Genomic DNA, 21070 nt, shown 5'->3' with positions numbered 1-21070 from the left:
CCCCAATATGTCTCGCTCAAAAATAAACCCGACCTCGCTCCTGTCGGCGCAATGACGCAACAATAAAGGCGTTTCTCGATCAACTCAATTCTAACGTGCAGAGATTTTCAGAAACAGCTTGAGTACGGGCTCCGGTTCCCGCGAAGCCCAACATGCCGCGAGACTACGGATGTATGTCTCACAGGCGGCGCCACACACTCGCCGTCGTCCCGGCGAAGGCCGGGACCCATAACCACGAATGACTATTGTTGTTCAACGCCGGAACGACGAATCCCTTTCACAACAACTGCTGCGGAGTATAGGTCCCGGCCTTCGCCGGGACGACAGCGGAGGATGCGGCGCGATATCGACTCTGGCGAACGCCGGGACGACGCTCAGAGAGACTGCGAGCCCGCCCCTACGGCCGCTCCGCCTCCTCCAGTACTTCCAGCACCAGCTCCATCGTCATGAGCACCGGATTGTCGCCGCGCACCAGGCGTCCCTCGGCGACGCCGCCGAGATAGTCGACCAGCGCGACGTCGAGACTGGCGCGCACCCGACGATTGGCGTCAGGCGCGATCTGCCCCGCGGTCACCGCGAGCTCGGTCGCGAACGGCACCACGCTGTGGCCATCGCTGAAGACCGCGCCGATGGTCGAGCCGACGCCGCCATGCAGCCGCGCGCGCAGGATGCCGTGCTGGCGACAGAAGTCTTCCAGCGCACAGGCGAAATCCTGGTTCGGCCGCAACCGCAACGCGAAGGCATGACTCGTGGTCTTCGCCCCGCGCGGCGCGCTGGCGACCGGACCGAACAGCTTGAAATTGGTCTCGCTGTCGGGCTCGGCCAGGAACGTCGCGCCGTCGATGCCGAACGCGCTGACCTCGAACGGCTCGGCGACGATGGTCTCGTCCGGCAGCATGTGTCCGCCGTTGAAGCGGCCGTCGGCCTCGGTCCACAACCCGTGGCAGTGGAAGAACGGTGCGCCGTCGCGTTCGCCAAAGGTCAGCGCCGCGAGCTTGAGCCGTGTCACGCCGTCGGGACGGAACGTGTCGCTGTAGAACGCGGCGTTGACGCCGTCTTTCGACAGCGCCGGCATCACATAGGCGAACGGGCCGAGCGCGCCCCCCTTGGCGCTCAGCACGCCGCCGGAAAAACCCTCCGCCGCAAAGCCGCGGCGTACGGCCTCGAGCAAGGGAATGCCGGCCTCCAGCACGAATGCAAAGGCGCGGCCGCGCGCGCCGACCCATTGGATGCGCTCCGCGACCGGAGCGCCAGGCTGGGCGATGCTGCGCATCGCCCTAAGCGCCCGTCGATTTGGCGATCACCTCGAGCAACCCGCGCGCCTCGAGCTCGTCGCGGATCAGCCGCTTCGGCACCTTGCCGTAGCCGGACTTCGGCAGCGCCTCCCAGAAGAAGAAGCGCTTTGGCATCTTGTAGCGCGGCACCTTCGGCGCGAGATAGGCGGCAAGCTCCGCCTCCCCCACCGCCTCGGTGCCCTCACGCGCGACGCAGACGGCGACGCCGACCTCGCCCCAGAAGGGATCGGGCACGCCGAGCACGGCGACCTCGCCGACCGCGGGATGGGTCAGCAGCTTCTCCTCGATCTCGCGCGGATAGATGTTGGAGCCGCCGGAGATGTACATGTCGGAGGCGCGGCCGGTGATATAGACAAAGCCCTCCTCGTCGATGTGGCCGAGATCGCCGGTACGAAACCAGCCGTCGCGGAACGCCTTCGCATTGGCCTCGGGGTTGTCGTAATAGCCGGCGAACACGCCGGGGCCGATCACGCAGATCTCGCCGGTCTCGAGCGGCTTCAGCTCGCTTCCGTCGTCGCCCTGGATCGAGACCTGCATGCCGGTGCGCTCGAAGCCGCAGGTGCCGATCCGGGCGTGCGGTCCGTCCTCGAGATCGTGCAGGCCGGGCGGCAGCACGGTGATGTTGCCGGTAACCTCGCCGAGGCCGAAATACTGCACCAGCACACAGCCGAGCTTGCTCAGCGCCGCCTTCTGGTCCTCGCGATACATCGGCGCGCCGGCATAGATGATGTAGCGCAGCGAGGAATGGTCGTGCTGGTCGGCGGCCGGATGCTCGACCATCATCTTCAGGATGGTCGGCACCGTGAACATGTTGCTGACGCGGTATTTGGCGATCAGGCGGAACGCCTCCGCGATGTCGAACTTCTCCGACGGCAGCAGGATGGTCGGCACGCCGCGCGCGGTCTGCACCAGCTGGTGCACGCCGGCGCCATGCGACAGCGGCGCCACAACCAGCGAGGCGTCCTGTTCGGTGGTGCCCGGCATCAGATCGGCGAGATGGTTGGTGATCACGAAAGCCATCTGGCCGTGCGTCAACACCGCGGCCTTGGAGCGGCCGGTGGTGCCGGAGGTGAAGAAGAACCAGCAGGGATCGTCGTATTCGACCGGCGTGTTCTCGACCGCGGCGCCGGCGTGTTTGGCGATGACGTCACCGAGCGTCGCTTCGCCGAACGTGCCCTCCTCGCCGATGCGCCAGACGAATTCGAGCGCGGGATTGGCGGCCGCCTTGGCGTGCTCGGGGAAATCGGCATGGCAGAGAAACGCCTTGGCGCCGGAAGCTCGGGCGAGATAGGCGACCTCGTCGGGCATCAGGCGGAAATTGGTCGGCACCCAGACCGCGCCGAGCCGGAAGGCCGCGAACATCGACCAGAACATCTCGTCGCAGTTCTTGGAATGCACCAGGATGCGGTCGCCCTTGCCGATCCCGCGCGCGGCGAGCGCCGCCGCCAGCGCCGAGACGTTCTGGTCGATATGGCGCCAGAACCAGGCCTTCTCGTTCCAGATGAAGCCGGGACGATCGCCGTGGCGGCGTGCGTTCTGGGTCAGGATATAGGCGAGGTTCATCACCCGGCGCGACACCCGCGCGATCCCGCCGCGCGGCGCGGTCGCCTCGGTCCCGCTCATTGCCGCCCCGCCGATACGCACAACAGACAGGGCATGGTCAGAACGGTCATCGGGTGTTTCCTCGGTCAGAACCGGGCGTCTTCAAGCGCCGCAAGGGATTGGTGCCACCCGGTTTATCGCCAAGCGGCGCGCCTCGGCAAGGCCCGCCGGGCGCGGCGCGATGATAGCGCGCCGACGGCTGCCGCCCCTGACGCCTGCCGGGACCGCTATTGCGGATGCTTGGCCAGATCCTGCTCGGTCAGGTTCCAATCCTGCCAGAGCTGCAGCGCGCCGATCATGGCGACCAGCCCGCCGAGCAGGATGTGCCAAAGCTGCAGCGCCTGGTCTTCCGAATAGCCGAAGATGTTCGGCGACGCGACCAGCCAGAGGCCGAGCACGATGCTCGCCACCTCCTCCCAGCGATGCAGCGCGACATATTCGAGCTGGGCCAGGCCCAGCACCAGCATGCCGACCACGAAGCTGTTGAGCACCAGGTGGCTGCGCTCGACATCGACGTCGTCGCTGACCTGTATCGGAAACCAGGGCGAGACCATGATCAGCACGCCGAGCAGCATGCCGAGCCAGTCCTCCCAGGGGCGGTGTGTGCCGAAGAAACGATTGTCCGACATGACGAACCTCCTTGCGACAAGGGGCATACGTCAGCGGCCGGCCTCACCACTCGGTACCAGACGACCATTGGGCCGCATCCGGGGGCGTATGTCTGGGAACAAGCCTAATCGAATTGCATCGGCCCGCAAGGCCCGATCGGCGTATGTGCGATGCGGCAGGATCGAGGGCGCCGGCGCCCGGCACCGCGCGTCAGCGCCCCCCGCCGAGCCGCGCCAACGCCTCCTTGGCGGACTTCAGATCGGGCTGCAGTTCGAGTGCCTTGCGGAAATCGGCCGCCGCGCCCTTCTTGTCGCCGAGCCGCAGCTTGGCCTGGCCGCGGTTGTTCCAGGAATAGACGTCGGCGGGATCGTATTGCAGCGCCTTGTCATAATCGGCGAGCCCGCCCTTGTTGTCGCCCTGAAAGAGCCGGATCATGCCGCGGTTGCGCCAGCCACGCGCGTCGGTCGGCGCAATCTTCGCCGCCTCGCCGTAGTCGGCGGCAGCGCGATCGAGCTGCTCGGTGTCGCGATAGACGTTGCCGCGGTTGATGTAGGCGAGCGCGTTGGGCTCGAGCTTGATCTCGGTGGTGTAGTCGGCGATCGCATGCGCCGCGTCGCGCTTGCGGTAATAGACGAAGCCGCGATTGCCATAGGCCGCGGCGAGCTGCGGGTTGTATTTGATGGCGAGGCTGAGATCGGCCAGCGCGCGGTCGAGATCGCCCTTGTTGAGCCAGGCATCGCCGCGATTGTTGTAAGCCAGCGCGAAGGCCGGATCGATGCGGATCGCCTCGTCGTAATCGGCGATCGCATGATCGAGATCGCGCTTGAAGGCGTAAACCCGGCCGCGATTGGTGTAGGCGCAGGCATAGGCGGGATCGAGCTTGATCGCCTCGTTGAGGTCGGCGAGCGCGGCGTCGAGCTCGCGCTTCTCGGTCAGCCCGTGGCCGCGGTTGCAATAGGCGCCGGCCAGCCGCTTGCCGGTTTCGGTCTTGCCGTCGATCACCGTGGTACAGGCGGACACGCGGTCGCCGGGCGCCGTCGTCAGGCCGACGCAGGCCTGCCAGCTCGGATCGTCGCCGGCGGCGGCTCGCGGAGGATTTGGCAGCGTCAACGCGGCGCCGAGCAATGCGGCGGTCAGGCAGGCCAAAATGCGCATCTCGTCAATCCACAAATGTCAATTTGCGGGTTGGTCGCGGCTTTGCACCGGCGGGTTCACGGGCTTAGATCAAGGCCTGTGAATCAACCGGGATTTTGCGATGGCTGCCGTCCGCGACAACAAGGCCGAGAGGCGTTTCGAGCTCGACACCGAGGGCGGTCTGGCCTTTGCGAATTACCGGCAGACGCCCTCGGCCGTCATCATCACCCATACCGAGACACCGCGCGCCCTGCGCGGCCGCGGCATCGCATCGGAGCTGGTCAAGGGCGCGCTGGAGCTGATCCGCGCCGACGGCCACAAGGTGATCGCCGGCTGCAGCTTCGTGGTGGACTACCTCGACAAGCATCCGGAATACGCGGATCTTGCCGGCTAGCGCCGCGTTCGTCAGACGATCTTGATCGACATGTCCGGCAGGCCCTCGAGCTTGCAGAGCAGCACGTCGCCCTTGACGACCGGGCCGACATTCTCCGGCGTTCCGGAATAGATGATGTCGCCGGCCTTGAGCTCGAATGCCTCGGAGAGCTTTGCGATCTGCTCGGCGACGCTCCAGATCATGTTCTTCAGATCCGAGCTCTGCCGCACCGTGCCGTTGACCGCGAGCGAGATCGCGCCCTGCGTGAAATGGCCGGTCTTATCAGCCGGATGGATCGGCCCGAGTACCGCGGCATGGTCAAAGCTCTTGCCGATCTCCCGCGGCTTCTTCTCCGCGGCCATGCCGTTCTGCAGATCGCGCCGCGTCATGTCGAGGCCGAGGGCGTAGCCATAGACGTGATCGAGCGCCTTGTCGGCGGGGATGTTGGCGCCGCCGGACTTCAGCGCGGCGACCAGCTCGACCTCGTGGTGATAGTTCTTGGTCAGCGACGGATAGGGATGATCGGCGACCGTGCCGATCGCGACATTCTGGATCGCATCCGTCGGTTTCTGGAAGAAGAACGGCGGCTCGCGCGTCGGATCGGAGCCGCGCTCGATCGCGTGCGCGGCGTAGTTGCGGCCGATGCAGTAGATGCGGCGGACCTGGAACACCTCGGTGGCGCCGACGATCGGGATCGTCACGGCCGGGACCGCAAACATCGCCTTCGGCGCGGCCTCGGCGTGGGCCGGCACAGATTGCGCAGCGGCGCCGACCAGTGCGAGGGCGCCGGTCGCAAGCATCGTCCGGCGATCGAGATCAGTCATGGGAGTTTTCATGGGCGTTCTCCTTCTTGTCCGCCGATCTATAGATGCTCGCCGGTCCATAAAAAAGGGCCCGCGCTGGCGCGGGCCCTGGTGTGCGGGATGATGATCCCGTCAGTGCTTGATATCCGGGGGCAGCTTGCCGCCGTTGGCCGCGAGCTTCGTCATCACCTGCTTGTGCAGCCAGATGTTCATGCTGGCGGAATCGCTGGTGTCGCCGGTGTAACCGAGCTCCTTGGCGAGCTCCTTGCGCGCCGACAGGCTGGAGTCGATGTCGAGCGCCTTCATCAGGTCGACGATCGAGGTCCGCCACTCGAGCTTCTCGCCCTTCGCGGCAACCGCCTTGTCGAGGATGGGGGCGACGTCAACGGACTGCGCGGGCGCCGCGCCGGCAGGCACCGCGGCAGGAGACGGCGACGCGCTACCGGATCCACCGGCGGGAGCTGCGCTTGTGGCCGTTCCCCCGGCGGGCGCGGCGCTGGCGCTACTGCCGAAGATCGCGCCCATGATTTTTCCGAAAATGCTCATCGTTCGCTCCCAAGAGAGTTGAGATGTGAAGGCCACACGGCAATGCACCGGCTGACCGAGGTCGCAGTTCAAGTGTATCGCTCCCTCAATACCTTGCCAATGCGACATTCACCTAAGCGTGAGTGCTTTTGCCGCGGTTTGGGAGTACCCTCGATTCACAGTTCGCGACACGGCCAGTTCCCTGCTCTGTCTTTCGCGTCTGGCTTGCTCGTGATCGCTTCGAGAGGCGGTACGTTTGTGCCCGCGTGCCGGGCGCAGAATGCGCCCGCCCAGAGGGAGACAACGACCATGGCCAGTCCATACCAAGGCAATGTCACATCGATGACGCAGAGCGGACAAGGCCCCGCATCTGCGCCAGTTATCCGCACCATCGGCCTGTCCGATTTGCATCAAGCGCTGCGTCTCGGCTGGGAAGACTTCAAGGCAGTACCAAGCCACGCCATCATCCTGTGTCTGATCTATCCCGTGCTCGGCATCGTGCTTGCTCGCACCGTGCACGGTTATTCCGTGTTGCCCCTGCTGTTTCCGTTGGCCGCGGGCTTTGCCCTGCTCGGCCCGTTCGCCGCGATCGGCCTCTACGAGATGAGCCGTCGGCGCGAGGACGGCGGTGAGGCATCCGCATGGGACGCCATGCAGGTATTCCGCTCGCCGTCATTCGGCGCGATGCTCGGGGTCGGAACGTTGCTGTTCGCACTGTTCGTGACCTGGATCGCGACCGCGCAGGCGATCTACACCGCGGTGTTCGGCTATCAGACCGCGGCTAACATCCCCGATTTTGCCGAGCGCGTGCTGACCACCCAACAAGGCTGGTGGCTGATCGTGGTCGGTTGCAGCGTCGGCTTTCTATTCGCGCTCGTCGCGCTGTGCATCAGCGTGGTCGCCTTCCCCATGATGCTCGACCGCCAGGCAACCGCCGGCGAAGCCATGGTGACGTCGATGCGCGCCGTCGCACAAAACCCGTTGCCGATGGCGGCCTGGGGTCTGATCGTCGCGGTGTTGCTGCTGCTCGGCACGATCCCGTTCTTCCTCGGGCTTGCCGTCGTGATCCCCCTGCTCGGTCACGCCACCTGGCATCTCTATCGCGAGGTCATCGTCAAGGACCCGAACGCTCGGCCGGTGATTCCCGAGCCCCGCGAGCGCAAGCCCGCCGCCGACTTCCCGGCCAACCTGTTCCCGTGGCGGCGCAACGATCGCGAATAAGCGCCGGTTAACCCGAACTCGTAAACGCCAAAGCAACCGCCGGCCGATTATATTCGGCCGGCGGTTTGTCGTTCCGGATCGTCAAATGGGTGTGAAGTTGGCGTGGCATTTGCAGCACTGCCTGAGATAAACGGCTCGATCACGAGCCATGTTTTGGCCGCTGTTGCCGCGAACATACCCGCCGGGTTTCGCGACCAATCGATGACATCGCAGACTCCGGAGTGAAATTGCCTATGACCTCGCGCTTTTCCTTTCACACGCTCGCCGTCGGGGCGTGGCTGTTGACCTCGACCGCGTCTGCGCTCGCCGCCCAATGCGGCACGGGCACGTTCGAGTCCTGGCTCGACGATTTCAAGAAAGAGGCTGTGACGAAGGGCATTTCGCAGAACGCGATCCAGGCCGGGTTGAGCGGCGTCACGCAGGACAAGGCTATCCTGGCACGCGACCATTCGCAGCAGGTGTTCAGCCAGACCTTCGAGCAGTTCTCGGGTCGCATGGTGCCGCCGCGGCTCAATCGCGGCTCCGACATGATGAAGCGCTACGGCTCGGTGCTGTCGCGAATCGAGGAGGCCTACGGCGTGCCCGGCGAGATCCTGGTCGCGATCTGGGGGCTGGAGACCGATTTCGGCGTCAACACCGGCAAGTTTCCGACCCTGCGCTCGCTGGCGACACTGGCCTATGATTGCCGCCGCTCCGACATGTTCAAGGCCGAGTTGATGGATGCGCTGCGCATCGTCGAGCGTGGTGATCTCGCACCGCAGGAGATGCGCGGCGCCTGGGCCGGCGAGCTCGGCCAGACCCAGTTCATGCCGTCGTCCTACATCAAGTTCGCGGTCGACTTCGACGGCAACGGCAAGCGCGACCTCTTGCACAACGTGCCTGACGTGCTGGCCTCGACGGCGAACTTCCTGAAGAGTTACGGCTGGAAGAAGGGCAAAGGTTGGGAGCCCGGCAGCGAGAATTTCGCGGTCATCCAGCAATGGAACAAGAGCGAGGTGTACGCCAAGACGATCGGCTACTTCGCCACCCAGCTCGCCAAGGCTCCGTAGCGCGGTGGAGTTGCGTAGCGGCGAGAAGCCCGCACGTCGGCTCTGCTTCGATCAGCGCTGCTCCCGCTCCGGGATGAATCAAAAAGGGCCGATTGCCCCAGGCAATCGGCCCTTATGCCATGATCAAATGCTTACTTCGCCATGCTCTCTTCGGCGGCCTTGCTGAGGTGCGCGCCACATGCGCCCCACTTGTTGTTCAGCATCGCGTCCTGGGCGAGCGAGACTTCCTTCTCCGCCGCGAATTTGACCTCATTGTCAGCCATAGCTTCGACGGCAGCTTCCGTCTTGCCGAAATTGGCACCGCTGCAGCCGACGCCCATATGATGGCGATGAGCGGCCTGGGCGGGAGCAGCGACAGCGTAAGCAACGGCAGCCATGCTGGCTGCGGCGATGAATGTTTTAATCATGGGATGATCCATCTCTTGTTCTTGGACAGATCCCTGCGTGATTGCGGAATCTGCAGCGCAATTATTCGCTGTTCCCGGCGCCATTCAGAATGAACTTCGCGCGATACGAATGTGATGAGCGCTGCACGCGGATCGCGCATGCGTTGCATAGTGTTTCGATTACATGTCGGTAAGGAAGCGGTGCCGCATTAGCTTTGCTGCCAACGTTCACTTCAATCGAAATGCACTTCCGATATTCCTCAGCACATTCCGCGCGACACGCCGGGGCGCGACGGAGATCCGCACGCCGCGCGGCGGACCGAGTTACCTCTCGCGTCAATGCGACCGATTGACGCTCCGCCCATTCATGGGCGCTCGCACCAACATATGAACTAATAATCATTCCAATGCGATCTTGTCGCATGCGAATCACGCATGGAACACATCGATGTGATCCGGTGAGCGAGGGCGCGGAAAAACTTGATTGGGCGGTCTTTAATTACCATATATCCAACCTGATCCGGCTTGCCGAAATTCTATCAACCAATTGATTTCAGTAATATTTTTGCGATACTCCGGGTGTCGGCGGAACTTTCATTTGCAGACCTGCTCGCCAAGCGCCAAACGGTTAACCAGAACTTACCGCCGCCATGCGTTTTGGGTCTAGCTGCATCGCACCATTGGAACTACCGCGCCGCACCATATCATCTATATTCACTCCAACGATGAGGCTTTGGAAAAGCTGAATCTGAATTACTAGGAGACTACCATGTTGCTCTCGCTCATCCGCATGATCCAGGCTTTCCGGGATTATCAGCGCAATGTCAGCGAACTGTCCCAGCTCAGCGATCGCGAACTGGCCGATATCGGCCTCGACCGCTCGGACATTCCGCGCGTTGCCGCCGGTACCTACAACGGCTAATCGGCCGCAAGCCATCAGATGACGGATAACGCCCGCTTCCACAGCGGGCGTTCTCGTTTCTGGTGCGGTTTCAGATGCATATGGAATGAAAACGCGCTAACGCTGCGCGATGACACCGCATCAATCCTCTTCCCAACCCGTGCACATCGTGGGCGCGGGGCTCGCCGGCTCGGAAGCCGCCTGGCAGGTTGCCAATTCCGGCGTCCGTGCCGTCCTGCATGAAATGCGCCCGCACCGAATGACCGAGGCGCATCGGACCGAAGGCTGCGCCGAACTGGTCTGCTCGAATTCCTTCCGCTCCGACGATGCCGCCAACAACGCGGTCGGGCTGCTGCACGCAGAGATGCGGCGGCTGGGCTCCCTCATCATGCGCTCGGCCGATGCCAATCAGGTGCCCGCCGGCGGCGCGCTGGCGGTCGACCGCGACGGCTTTTCCGCTGCCGTCACCAAAGCGCTGAACGAACATCCGCTGATCGAGATCAGCCGCGAGGAAGTCGCGGGCCTGCCGCCGGCCGACTGGAGCAACGTGATCGTCGCCACCGGTCCCCTCACCTCGGCGCCGCTCGCCGACGCCATCAGGCAGCTCACCGACGAGAACGCGCTGGCGTTCTTCGATGCGATCGCACCGATCGTGCACAAGGATTCCATCGACATGTCGGTGGCCTGGTTTCAGTCGCGCTACGACAAGGTCGGTCCCGGCGGCACCGGCGCCGATTACATCAACTGCCCGATGACCAAGGAACAATATGACGCCTTCGTCCTGGCGCTGCTCGACGGCGAGAAGGTCGACTTCAAGGATTGGGAGACCAACACGCCCTATTTCGACGGCTGCCTGCCGGTCGAGGTGATGGCCGAGCGCGGTCAGGAGACGCTGCGCCACGGGCCGATGAAGCCGGTGGGATTGACCAATCCGCACAATCCGACGGTCAAGGCATATGCGATCGTCCAGCTGCGGCAGGACAACAAGCTCGGCACGCTCTACAACATCGTCGGTTTCCAGACCAAGCTGAAGCATGGCGCGCAGCAGCGCGTGTTCCGCACCATCCCGGGCCTTGAGAACGCGGAGTTCGCACGCCTCGGCGGCCTGCATCGCAACACCTTCCTCAATTCACCGAAGCTGCTCGATAGCCAGCTGCGCCTGCGCGCGCAGCCGCGGCTGCGTTTCGCCGGCCAGATGACGGGCTGCGAGGGCTACGTCGAGTCGGCCAGCGTCGGGTTGATTGCGGGGCTCTGCGCTGCCGCCGACATGCGCGGCACCGCGCTGACGCCACCACCCGCCACCACTGCGCTCGGCGCGCTGCTCGGCCACATCACCGGTGGTCATATCGAGACGATCGACGCTGGTTCGCGCTCGTTCCAGCCGATGAACGTCAATTTCGGTCTGTTCCCGCCGTTGGCCAGCCCTCCGACCAAGAAGCCGGACGGCTCGCGGCTGCGCGGCAACGAGAAGACCGTCGCCAAGAAACAGGCGATCAGCGCGCGGGCACTCACCGATCTCGACCACTGGATCGCAGAGCACCTGCGCGTTGCGGCAGCGGCCTGACAGTCATGAGCTTGCCGAAAGACGACGACGCCACCCTGTCGGCGCGATGGAGCCAGGGCGTGCTGCTCAAGCGCGACGTGTTCTCGACGGTCGAGCGCGGCCGTTTCCGCGCCGACGACGGCGAGGTCGAGGGCGTGCTGCGCCGGCTCGATCAGGTGCCGTTCTGGTCGTTCGCCGTGGCGTTGCATTTGTTCTCGCGCGAACGCCGCGCGCTGACCCTGGCGCGCGATCTCGACGTCGGCCCCAAGCTGCTGTGGGCAGGCAGGCGCGCGCTGGTCCGTGGCTTCATCGACGGCGCGGCGCTGCATCTGGCGAAGCCGCATGGCGACGTCGCCTATTTCCGCTCCGCCAAGGCCGCGTTGCGCAAGCTGCATCGCGCCGGCATCTGCCATAACGACCTCGCCAAGGAGCAGAACTGGCTGGTCGGCCGCGACGGCCGCGCCTACCTCACCGACTTTCAGCTTGCTGCCTGCTTCAAGACCCGAAGCCGGCTGTTCCGCATCGCGGCCTATGAGGATCTGCGGCATCTGTTGAAGCACAAGCGCAGCTACGCGCCGGAGGCGTTGACGCCGATGGAGCGCAAGGTGCTCGCGAAGAAGTCCGCGGTCGCCAGCGTCTGGCTCAAGACCGGCAAGAAGGTGTATCAGGCAATCACCCGCGGCATCTTCAATTTCACCGACCGAGAGGGCGGCGGCCGGCGGCTGGTCAACGACGCCCCGGTGCTGGTCGATTTGATCCGCAGGAATCCCGACGTGCGCGACACCGCAATCGTCGCCTTTGCCGACCGGCGCGTCGGCGTCGGGCTCTACGCCTTCGTCGAGGCCGACCAGTCCGCGCTGGAAAAGACGCTGCGCAACGAGCTTGCCGCCGCCAATGGCGTCAAGCCGCCCGAACACATCCAGATCGTGCATGCATTGCCGCGCGATGCGGCCGGCAAGCCGCGCACCGAAATCCTGCAGCTCGTCGCCATGAACCAGATCGACCTGATCGAGCCGATGATGCGCAGCGACGCCGATCGCGAGTTCCTCAAGGACATCCTCGAGCAACGCAAGAATCTGCGCGACCGCTTCAATTTCGAAGTTGCCGAGATGGATCGGCCGATGCGCTGAAGCGCGCGCACTCTCGACAAACGCAGCTCGAAGCGCCAATCTTGTGAGGGCTAGCGCGCTCAAGGGACAAGCTTAATGCCACTCACCCGTGGCCGTATCGGGGGATATGATTCCGAACGCCTGGCGTTCGGATTCACCATGATGCACGGCGATCAGGAAATTGAATGTCAGATCAGCGACGCCGCAATGGACGAATTGGCCGGCACGCGCGGAACACCGAGCCTGGCCCGGCAGGCGCAGTTCATTACGCTGCGCGACGCGATCGAGATGATCGCATCCGACATCTTTGACAGCGGCCCGGTGGTCAAAGGCGCGACGATCCGGATCTTCACCAAGCACATCTCGAAAGAACAGAGCTAAAGCGCGATGAGATCGCGTTGAATGGTCATCGCGCTTTAGATTCTTGTTTTAGCATGATCTTTTCGGAAAACCGCTTCGCACTTTTCCGGATCATGCTCTAGCGACCGAACTCTTCGGTGCGGGCAGCTCGCCACAACGTCCAGAGCGTGCGCAGGCGTGAGACCGGCTTCGGCAGGAACGGATCGTAGTCGGCCCTCCTCACCCGGTTCAGCTCGCGCCTGATGTAAGCGAGCGGCAGGAAGATCGGCCTCACGCCGGATGGCACATCCGCAAGCAGCCCGAATGCGGTCTTGAGATGGCCCTGCGCCTCGTCCGCAAGCTGATCGATCGCAGCACGGATGTTCGGCGTCGGCTTGCCGGCAAACACCTCCTCCTTGCTGCTGCCGTGCTGCTGCAGCAGCGGCAGCGGCAGAAACAGCTGCTGCCGCGAGGCGTCGCGGCCCAGCGCCGCGATGACCTGCGCCATGCCTTGGGCGAGGCCGGCATGACGGGCTAGGTGATCGATCGCCTCCGATGGCCGCGCCACCACGCGCGTGGCTTGCGCGAACAGCGCCGATGCCGTGGCGTCGAGGTAGCCCTCGAGCGCGGCCAGCGACGGCATCGGGTCGTTGTAGAGATCGAACTGATGCTCCTCGACCAGGAGCGAGAACGGCGAGACCGGCAGGCGGTGATTGCGGATCGCATACAGCAGCTCTGCCGCGACCGGATTGCCCTCGACGCCGCCGTGTCCGGCTCCGGCCAGCATGTCGGTCCACCATTGCAGCCGCATCTCGCCGGGCAGCGGCTGGCTGACCTGCTCGTGCACCCGCGAGACCTCGATGTTGAAGGCATAGATCGCGAGCAGCGCCCGGCGCTCCGGACCCGGCATGAACAAGGTCGACGCGTAGCGCACGAAGTCATGGGTCCGCACCAGATCGGCGCAGAACGCCGCGCCGTCGGTCGGCGCCTCCGTCGTGCTCATGGCACCGCGATCAGCGCCGCCGCGACGCGACGCCGCTCGCCCAACATGATGTTGTAGGTGCGGATCGCGGGGCCCGTCTGCATCGGGTCGAGCACCACCCGCACCGCACGCAGGGCCTCGCGCAGGCCCTTCGGCGGCACCCAGACCTCGGTGCCGGTGCCGACGATCAGCGTGTCGATCGCATTGGCGGCCGCGAATACCTTTTGCAACGCGTATTCGTCGATCTCCTGCGGCCGGGTCACCGCCCAGGCCCAGATCGCGTCGGGCAGGCACAGCAGCGAGCCGCGGTGCGACATATCGGCAAACGCGAAGCCGCCCTTGCCGTAGGCCTCGATCGGCGCCGACCTCGGAAGATGGGGAGCGTCCGAGGAGTTGCTCATGACCGGCTACTTCTTGGCTGCCGCGTTCGGCTTCTTCTCCGATTCATCGGCGGCGGCGTCGCGCCTCGTGGTGCCGACGCCGAGATAGATCAGGATCGGTGCCGCGATGAAGATCGAGGTATAGGTGCCGACCAGCACCACGCCGAACATCATGACGGCGGTGAAGCTGTGAATCGCCTGGCCACCGAACAGCAGTAGCGCGAGCAGCGCCAGGGTCACCGTGACGTGGGTGATGATCGAGCGCGACAGCGTCGAGTTGATCGATTCATTCAGCAGCTGCGGCATCGGCATCTTCTTGTAGCGCCGCAGCATCTCGCGGATACGGTCGTAGATGACGACGGTGTCGTTGAGCGAGTAGCCGAGAATCGTCAGCAGCGCCGCGATGCTGGTGAGATCGAAGTCGACCTGGGTGATCGACATGAATCCGATCGTCAGCACGATGTCGTGGACGTTGGCGATCATGGCGCCGAGCGCAAACTGCCACTCGAACCGGAACCAGAGATAGATCAGGATGCCGACGATCGCGAGCATCAGGCCGAGCATGCCGTAGGCGAGCAATTCGCCGGAGACGCGCGGTCCCACCACTTCGACGCGGCGGTAGTCGACGGAATCGCCGAGCGCGCCGCGAACCTTCGTCACCGCGTCCTGTTGCGCCTGATCGCCGCCGGGTTGCTCGGCGACGCGGATCAGGACTTCGGCCGGACCTCCGAACTGCTGCAACTGCACCTCGCCGAGACCAAGACCGTTCAAGGTCGTGCGCATCGCGGCAATGTCGGCGGTGCCGGACTTGGCCCGTACCTCCAGCAGTGTACCGCCCTTGAAGTCGATGCCGAAATTCAGGCCGTGGGTGAAGAACAGCGTGATGGCAAGGATCGAGAGCAGCGCCGAGATCGGGAAGCTGATGCGGCGAAAGCGCGTGAAGTCGAAATGCGTGTCGTCGGGGCACGATGCGCAGCGCCGGCATCAGCCCGAGCGCCGCGACCACGGTCAGCACGGCGATCAAGATGCCAAGGCCAATGAGAACGGTATGAGTCACAATAGGCCTCTCAGATCGGCACGGTTTGCGGCCGCTTCCACCGCACCCATGCCGCGACGATAAGGCGCGTCAAGGTAAAGGCGGTGAACACCGTGGTGATGATGCCGATGCCGAGCGTCACGGCAAAGCCGCGCACCGGTCCGGTGCCGATGTAGAACAGCACGGCGGCAGCGATGAAGGTGGTGATGTTGGAGTCGAGGATGGTCGCAAGCGCCCGCTTGAAGCCGGCGTCGATCGCCGAGATCGCGTTGCGGCCGCCGCGCAATTCCTCGCGGATGCGCTCGTAGATCAGCACGTTGGAGTCGACCGCGATGCCGACCGTCAGCACGATGCCGGCGATGCCGGGCAAGGTCAGCGTGGCGTTGAGCAGCGACAGCAGCCCGAAGATCATGGCGACGTTGATGGCCACCGCGATGTTGGCGAACACCCCGAACAGCCGGTAGGTGATCAGCATGAACACGATGACCAGGATCGAGCCGACATAGGCCGCAAGCTCGCCCTTCTCGATCGAGTCCTGGCCGAGGCCGGGACCGACGGTGCGCTCCTCGACCACCGTCAGCGGCGCCGGCAGCGCGCCGGCGCGCATCAGGATCGCCAGATCGTTGGCCGACTGCACCGTGAAGCTGCCCGAGATCTGGCCCTGTCCGCCGGTGATCGGCTCGCGAATCACGGGTGCCGAGATCACCTTGTTGTCGAGCACGATCGCAAACGGCTGGCCGACATTATCGGCGGTCGCCTGAGCGAATTTGCGCGCGCCCGAGGTATTGAACTTGAAGCTGACGATCGCCTCGCCGGTACGCTGGTCAAAGCCGGGCTGGGCATCGGAGAGTTCACTTCCGGAAACCAGCACCTGCTTCTTCACGATGTACGGAACCGGTGGCGGCGATGCGCTCACGAGCCGCTCCGAGTCCGCCGGCACCGTGGCCTGATCGGGCGACGCCGTGGTGTCGACCATGCGGAATTCCATCTTCGCGGTCTTGCCGAGCAGCTCCTTCAGATGCGTCGGGTCCTGGAGGCCCGGCACCTGCACCAGGATCCGGTCGGTGCCCTGACGCTGGATCAAGGGCTCGACGGTGCCGAGCTCGTTGACGCGACGCTCGACGATCTGGATCGACTGCTCGATGGTCTTGCGCATCCGCTCGATCATCGCGGGCTGCGACACGGTCAGGCGGATCAGGCCGCCCCCGGCATCGGTCACGTCGACATCGCGCTGGCCGCTGGGGCCGAGCAAGCCGCTGATCGGCTGCGCGACCTCGCGAAGCTTGGCCAACGCCGCCGGAACGTCGGCCTCCTTCGCGATCCGGACCTCGACGCCATCGTTGCGGACTTGCACTCCCCCGTTGAACAGGATCCGGGCGTCACGCAGCGCCTTCCTTGTGTCGTCGCGAACCTGCTCGAGCTTTTCCTTCTTCACATAATTGGCGTCGACCTCGAGCAGCAGATACGAGCCGCCCTGCAAATCGAGGCCGAGGACGAGACGCCGCTGCGCCCAGGCCGGCCAGGTCTTGACCTGCGCCTCGGGGAAGAAATTGGGCACGGCGCACAGGCAGACCACCAGCGCTGTCAGGATAATCCCCAGCGCTCGCCACCGCGTGAAATACAACATCGAATTGACCTGTCAGATTCGGCAAAGGGCTCCGCGGCAATCAGCTCGCGGACGCCTCGTCCTTGGCATCGCCCTTCGCCGGCTCACCCTTGGTCCGCACGCCCGAAATCATCTGGCGCATCTGCCGCACGCGAACGCCGTCCGAAATCTCGAACTCGATCTGGTCGTCGTCGACCACCTTGGTCACCTTGCCGACGAGGCCGCCGGTGGTCACCACGGTGTCGCCGCGGCGGATGTTCTTCACGAGATCGGCATGATCGCGCACCTTCCGCTGCTGCGGGCGCAGAATCAGGAAGTACATGATGACGAAGATCAGCGCGAATGGCAGCAGCGACATCAACATGCTGTTGGTATCAGTGCCAGCTCCAGCCTGAGCAAACGCAGGAGTAATCAGCATTCGGACGATCCTCGGATAAGACGGGAAAGGACCGGCAGTGCCCTCGGGTTCGGGGCGGTATGGCGGTCCGGACAAATTCGCGCGGACTATAGCGGCCGCGGTCCCAATTGCAACGTTAACGGACCGTCATTTAGGGCGCTTGCGGGACCGCCGCCAGCCCGATAAGGCTGCGCCGTCAGGAACTGGACAAATGCCGAAAAAAGCCAAGAAAACTACCAGTAAAACAGCCCGCAAAACCGCCCCTCAAGCTGCCGCCAAGCGTGCCGCAAACGCCGCGACAAAACGCCCGGTAATGCCGCTCGACGGCGCCACTGCCGAGCGGATCGCGAACGCCCTGGAGACCATTGCGAGCCGCCTTGCGGCCGCCTCCCCGGCCCCCGATCCGGCCGAGTCGTTCGGTGCCGCGGACGCCTTTGTCTGGCATCCGGACGGACGCCTCGCCCCGGTGCCGCGCGTCAGCCGCGTCGAGATCGGCCTGCTCAAGGGCGTCGACCGGATGCGCGATATCCTGATGGAGAATACCGAGCGCTTCGCCAACGGACTGCCGGCCAACAATGCGCTGCTGTGGGGCGCCCGCGGCATGGGCAAGTCGTCGCTGGTCAAGGCGACGCACGCCAGCCTCAATGTCGATCGCAAGCCGGCCGACCGGCTGAAGCTGATCGAGATCCATCGCGAGGACATCGAGAGCCTGCCCGGCCTGATGGAGCTGCTGCGCAGCTCCTCCTTCCGCTTCATCGTGTTCTGCGACGACCTCTCCTTCGACGGCAACGACGCCTCGTACAAATCGCTCAAGGCGGTGCTGGAAGGCGGTATCGAGGGACGCCCCGAGAACGTCATCCTCTATGCGACCTCGAACCGGCGGCATCTCTTGGCGCGCGAGATGATCGAGAACGAGCGCTCGACCGCGATCAATCCGGGCGAAGCGGTCGAGGAGAAGGTGTCGCTGTCGGACCGCTTCGGTCTCTGGCTCGGCTTCCACCGCTGCAGCCAGGACGAGTACCTCGCGATGGTGAAGGGCTATTGCGACCATTTCGGCATCAAGATCGCCGAGGACGAACTCGAGCGCGAGGCGCTCGAATGGTCGACCACCCGCGGATCGCGCTCCGGCCGCGTCGCCTGGCAGTACACGCAGGAACTCGCCGGCCGGCTCGGCGTGCGGTTGAGCGGGGCATAGCGCGAGCCACACGTCCGGCAAGTCGCAGGCCTTCTGAATTCGGTGCGGCATGGGTACACTCGACGCATGCCGGCCGAACCCAGCACGACTGCGAGACGATGTGGCGAGTGCACCGCTTGCTGCGATGGCTGGCTGAAAATCCGGATACGTGGCCACGACGTCTATCCGGGGCAGCCGTGCCCGTTCAGCAGCGCGGGCAAATGCACGATCTACGACGAGCGTCCGGTCGATCCGTGCCGGAAATTCGTTTGCGGCTGGCTTACGCCGACAAGCCCGCTGCCCGACTGGATGCGTCCGGATAGATCCGATGTCATCTTTCTTCCGGCAAGCTTTGTCTGGCGCACAATTCCGGTCGACGTTGCGGTTGCCATCGGCGCTCGTCCGAAGGCCAAGGCGCGCGCGTGGCTGGAAGCCTTCAGCCGCGACGCGCGGCGTCCCTTGCTGCTGCAATCGGACGGGGATTGGCACGCGTTTGGACCGCCGCAATTCCTGAGCGACATGGTCGAGCGTCTCTCAGACGAGCGAGACCCCTGGCAACCGGTCTAGGCCTCGCGGCAGGCGCGAGTTCGCTTCGAATCAGGCAGAAACTGGCATCCATTATTCCAAAACACTCTCCGTTTCTGCACCGCAATATTTTATATCAGCATTACTGTCTTACTTTTGAGATTGAATTTCTGATCAGGCATTCAACCACATGCATGTAAGTCAAATCTTATTCTAAAATCCAAGATGCGACAAATTGATGCAGCGCAATAGTATCATAGTACCATTTAAGTCACATCGGGTGTTTATCCGCCTTAGCTCGTCCGCATCCATGTATCTGGTGTGTGGTATACATTAACGTTCCTCCACTTTGTGACCCTCAGCACACCGCTGAGGAGATCTGACAAAGGGGGGATTAGATGAAGAAGGGACTTCTCGCCGGAACCGCACTCGCGGCAATCGGCCTGGCGCTCACGCAACAGCCGGTGCAGGCAGCAACGCTCGACGACGTGATGGCGCGTTTGGATGCGCTCGAACGAAACAATGCGAAGCTCGCGAAGGAGAATGCACAGCTCCGGGATCGCGTGAACAACATCACAAGCCGCAGCGCCGCGCCCCCTGCGGCAACCACAACGCCAAAGGGCAACCCGGTGCAGCATGCCGGCGTCGCGCCATCCCCGAAGCCACCGGCTCCCGAACATGCCGTCGTCAGCATCGGAGGCGCGCCGCTCTACAGCAAGGCGCCGGGTGGCAACGCCTTCGTCGACAACACCACCGTCACCCTTTACGGCCACGTGGATCTATCCGGCGACGTCTTCAATGCCGGCGTGTTCGATCAGGGCACCAAGTTCGGTGTGGCAAGCAACCTCACCTTTTTCGGCGTCCACGCGCGTCACGATCTCGCACCGTATGGCTTCGCCGGGTGGGCCGCCGTCGCCCAGTTTGAATCTCTCGTCGAGGTCGCCGCGGTTCCGACCGAGCGTGCCGCGCTCGGAACGCGCGACAGCTTCATCGGGATGGCAACGCCGTGGGGCACGATCAAGGCTGGCAAATCGGATACGCCCTACAAGAAAGCCACTTCGAAGTTCGATCCGTTCTCGGCGACGCTCGGCGACTACAACTCGATCATGGGCAATACCGGCGGCGACCTGCGTGCGGAGTTCGATTGGCGTGCGGCCCATGCGCTCTGGTACGAATCGCCGGTCTGGAACGGCTTCCAGACCACGCTGATGATCTCGCCAGGGCAGAACACCGCAAAGGACAACAGCGATTTCGCGCTCGGCGACTTCAACTGCCCCGCCACGTCCGCGCGCGGCAGCGGCAGCGGCTTCCCGCTGACGGCGGCGCCCGAAGGCTGCACCGACGGCTCCTATGGCAATCTGTACAGCGCCTCGCTGACCTACAATCAGGGACCGTTCACGGCGGTCGCCGCCTACGAGATGCATGAGGGCACCAACCGCACCGGCGACGAAGCCGTCACGCCGTTGAGCAACGGCGGCGTGCTGATCGTTCCGCCGGGATCCGTCGGCATCGCCAACGAATGGGCCGCGAAGATCGGCGCCGGGTATCGCCTCGACGACGGCATCGGCAAGCTGCAGCTCTACGGCATCTACGAGGTGATGCGGCGCGAGAACACCGTGGCCGACTTCAACGAGCGGTCGCGCGACGGCTACTTCCTCAGCGCCACCCAGAGCGTCGGCGCCTGGGACGTCAGCGCGTCATGGGCTCATGCCAACGCCTCTCCCGGCTCGCCCGGCACCGGCGTGCTCAACAACTACACCGTCACTCCGGCACCGGGATCGGCCGACTTTGCGCTCAACACGCTGGACAGCAGCGCCGATCAATATGCAGCCGGCGTCAAGTACCACTTCAGCCCGTTTGCGACCTGGTATCTTGTCGGCAGTTACCTGCGCAACGGCCCCGGCGCGCATTACTGCCTCGGCGTGAGCGGTCATGGGTATGGCATATGCGGCCGCGACGCCAACAACAACGTGGTCGCCGGCAACAAGGCGAGCGCCGTGACGACAGGCATGACCTTCGACTTCTAGATCAAACAGAACGGGGGAGGCTTGCGCCTCCCCCGTTGTCTTTGTTGCGAGACT

At 64.3% G+C, this 21070-nt stretch carries 21 protein-coding genes and 1 pseudogene; 10 read left to right on the top strand and 12 right to left on the bottom strand.

Features of this window, described 5'->3' with window-relative positions; all coding sequences use genetic code 11:
* Positions 1-397: 397 nt before the first annotated feature.
* From ACVIGB_RS07550 to ACVIGB_RS07535, 4 genes are all read right to left on the bottom strand, one after another.
* Positions 398-1273 (bottom strand): PCC domain-containing protein, encoded by an 876-nt coding sequence (locus ACVIGB_RS07550; RefSeq protein WP_456723189.1) that lies wholly within the window; start codon positions 1271-1273, stop codon positions 398-400.
* A gap of 4 nt (positions 1274-1277) precedes the next feature.
* Positions 1278-2918, bottom strand: coding sequence for an acyl-CoA synthetase (locus tag ACVIGB_RS07545; protein ID WP_456723190.1), 1641 nt, complete (start codon positions 2916-2918; stop codon positions 1278-1280).
* Between the two features lie 206 nt (positions 2919-3124).
* A complete protein-coding gene (locus ACVIGB_RS07540) occupies positions 3125-3526 on the bottom strand; it encodes an SPW repeat protein (RefSeq protein ID WP_456723191.1) in 402 nt (133 codons plus the stop codon).
* A gap of 190 nt (positions 3527-3716) precedes the next feature.
* Positions 3717-4661 (bottom strand): tetratricopeptide repeat protein, encoded by a 945-nt coding sequence (locus ACVIGB_RS07535; RefSeq protein WP_456723192.1) that lies wholly within the window; start codon positions 4659-4661, stop codon positions 3717-3719.
* 100 nt (positions 4662-4761) lie between these two features.
* On the opposite strand from ACVIGB_RS07535, the gene ACVIGB_RS07530 reads away from it, so the two are divergent.
* Positions 4762-5034 (top strand): GNAT family N-acetyltransferase, encoded by a 273-nt coding sequence (locus ACVIGB_RS07530; protein WP_456723193.1) that lies wholly within the window; start codon positions 4762-4764, stop codon positions 5032-5034.
* 11 nt (positions 5035-5045) lie between these two features.
* On the opposite strand, the gene ACVIGB_RS07525 is transcribed toward ACVIGB_RS07530, so the two are convergent.
* The gene (locus ACVIGB_RS07525; RefSeq protein ID WP_456725222.1) at positions 5046-5837 is read right to left on the bottom strand and encodes a fumarylacetoacetate hydrolase family protein; all 792 of its coding nucleotides are present in this window, start codon (positions 5835-5837) and stop codon (positions 5046-5048) included.
* Positions 5838-5948: 111 nt separating this feature from the next.
* Positions 5949-6362, bottom strand: a complete 414-nt coding sequence (locus tag ACVIGB_RS07520) for a DUF3597 domain-containing protein (RefSeq protein WP_229169283.1) — start codon at positions 6360-6362, stop codon at positions 5949-5951.
* 288 nt (positions 6363-6650) lie between these two features.
* Here ACVIGB_RS07520 and ACVIGB_RS07515 point away from each other — a divergent pair, with 288 nt between their 5' ends.
* Both ACVIGB_RS07515 and ACVIGB_RS07510 read left to right on the top strand, forming a co-directional pair.
* Positions 6651-7562 carry a DUF2189 domain-containing protein gene (locus tag ACVIGB_RS07515; RefSeq protein WP_456723194.1) on the top strand — a complete coding sequence of 304 codons (912 nt, stop codon included), beginning with the start codon at positions 6651-6653 and terminating at the stop codon, positions 7560-7562.
* Between the two features lie 233 nt (positions 7563-7795).
* Complete coding sequence (locus ACVIGB_RS07510; protein ID WP_092114030.1) at positions 7796-8611, top strand: lytic murein transglycosylase; 816 nt, start codon at positions 7796-7798, stop codon at positions 8609-8611.
* 131 nt (positions 8612-8742) lie between these two features.
* On the opposite strand, the gene ACVIGB_RS07505 is transcribed toward ACVIGB_RS07510, so the two are convergent.
* Positions 8743-9030 (bottom strand): hypothetical protein, encoded by a 288-nt coding sequence (locus tag ACVIGB_RS07505; RefSeq protein WP_092114028.1) that lies wholly within the window; start codon positions 9028-9030, stop codon positions 8743-8745.
* A 736-nt stretch (positions 9031-9766) separates the two neighbouring features.
* Here ACVIGB_RS07505 and ACVIGB_RS07500 point away from each other — a divergent pair.
* The 4 genes from ACVIGB_RS07500 (at position 9767) to ACVIGB_RS07485 (ending at position 12931) form a co-directional block, all read left to right on the top strand.
* Positions 9767-9919 carry a DUF1127 domain-containing protein gene (locus ACVIGB_RS07500; protein WP_016846063.1) on the top strand — a complete coding sequence of 51 codons (153 nt, stop codon included), beginning with the start codon at positions 9767-9769 and terminating at the stop codon, positions 9917-9919.
* A gap of 109 nt (positions 9920-10028) precedes the next feature.
* Entirely contained in the window at positions 10029-11462 is a 1434-nt protein-coding gene (gene trmFO / locus ACVIGB_RS07495) for a methylenetetrahydrofolate--tRNA-(uracil(54)-C(5))-methyltransferase (FADH(2)-oxidizing) TrmFO (protein ID WP_456723195.1), read from the top strand.
* Positions 11463-11467: 5 nt separating this feature from the next.
* Complete coding sequence (locus ACVIGB_RS07490; RefSeq protein ID WP_456723196.1) at positions 11468-12571, top strand: serine/threonine protein kinase; 1104 nt, start codon at positions 11468-11470, stop codon at positions 12569-12571.
* A gap of 75 nt (positions 12572-12646) precedes the next feature.
* Positions 12647-12931: a DUF1488 family protein gene (locus ACVIGB_RS07485; RefSeq protein WP_092114019.1), complete on the top strand. Its 285-nt coding sequence runs from the start codon at positions 12647-12649 to the stop codon at positions 12929-12931.
* Positions 12932-13028: 97 nt separating this feature from the next.
* On the opposite strand, the gene ACVIGB_RS07480 is transcribed toward ACVIGB_RS07485, so the two are convergent.
* From ACVIGB_RS07480 to yajC, 5 genes and pseudogenes are all read right to left on the bottom strand, one after another.
* Positions 13029-13892, bottom strand: coding sequence for a phytoene/squalene synthase family protein (locus ACVIGB_RS07480; protein WP_456723197.1), 864 nt, complete (start codon positions 13890-13892; stop codon positions 13029-13031).
* Complete coding sequence (locus ACVIGB_RS07475) at positions 13889-14272, bottom strand: Mth938-like domain-containing protein (protein ID WP_092114014.1); 384 nt, start codon at positions 14270-14272, stop codon at positions 13889-13891. Before ACVIGB_RS07475 ends, ACVIGB_RS07480 begins: the two co-directional genes overlap by 4 nt.
* A gap of 6 nt (positions 14273-14278) precedes the next feature.
* Positions 14279-15308, bottom strand: a pseudogene (secF, locus tag ACVIGB_RS07470) (protein translocase subunit SecF).
* Between the two features lie 10 nt (positions 15309-15318).
* Positions 15319-16914 carry a protein translocase subunit SecD gene (secD, locus tag ACVIGB_RS07465; protein ID WP_456723198.1) on the bottom strand — a complete coding sequence of 532 codons (1596 nt, stop codon included), beginning with the start codon at positions 16912-16914 and terminating at the stop codon, positions 15319-15321.
* A gap of 40 nt (positions 16915-16954) precedes the next feature.
* Complete coding sequence (yajC, locus tag ACVIGB_RS07460; protein ID WP_212319607.1) at positions 16955-17311, bottom strand: preprotein translocase subunit YajC; 357 nt, start codon at positions 17309-17311, stop codon at positions 16955-16957.
* 190 nt (positions 17312-17501) lie between these two features.
* Between yajC and ACVIGB_RS07455 the strand changes: the two genes are divergently transcribed.
* The 3 genes from ACVIGB_RS07455 to ACVIGB_RS07445 all read left to right on the top strand — a co-directional run bounded on the left by ACVIGB_RS07455 (position 17502) and on the right by ACVIGB_RS07445 (position 21016).
* Positions 17502-18485, top strand: a complete 984-nt coding sequence (locus ACVIGB_RS07455; protein WP_456723199.1) for an ATP-binding protein — start codon at positions 17502-17504, stop codon at positions 18483-18485.
* 66 nt (positions 18486-18551) lie between these two features.
* Positions 18552-19031, top strand: coding sequence for a hypothetical protein (locus ACVIGB_RS07450; RefSeq protein WP_456723200.1), 480 nt, complete (start codon positions 18552-18554; stop codon positions 19029-19031).
* Between the two features lie 356 nt (positions 19032-19387).
* Positions 19388-21016: a porin gene (locus ACVIGB_RS07445; protein ID WP_092114000.1), complete on the top strand. Its 1629-nt coding sequence runs from the start codon at positions 19388-19390 to the stop codon at positions 21014-21016.
* The last annotated feature ends 54 nt before the right edge of the window (positions 21017-21070 follow it).

This window comes from Bradyrhizobium sp. USDA 4341, assembly GCF_054063755.1.
This window is presented reverse-complemented; position numbering and strand designations above follow the sequence as displayed.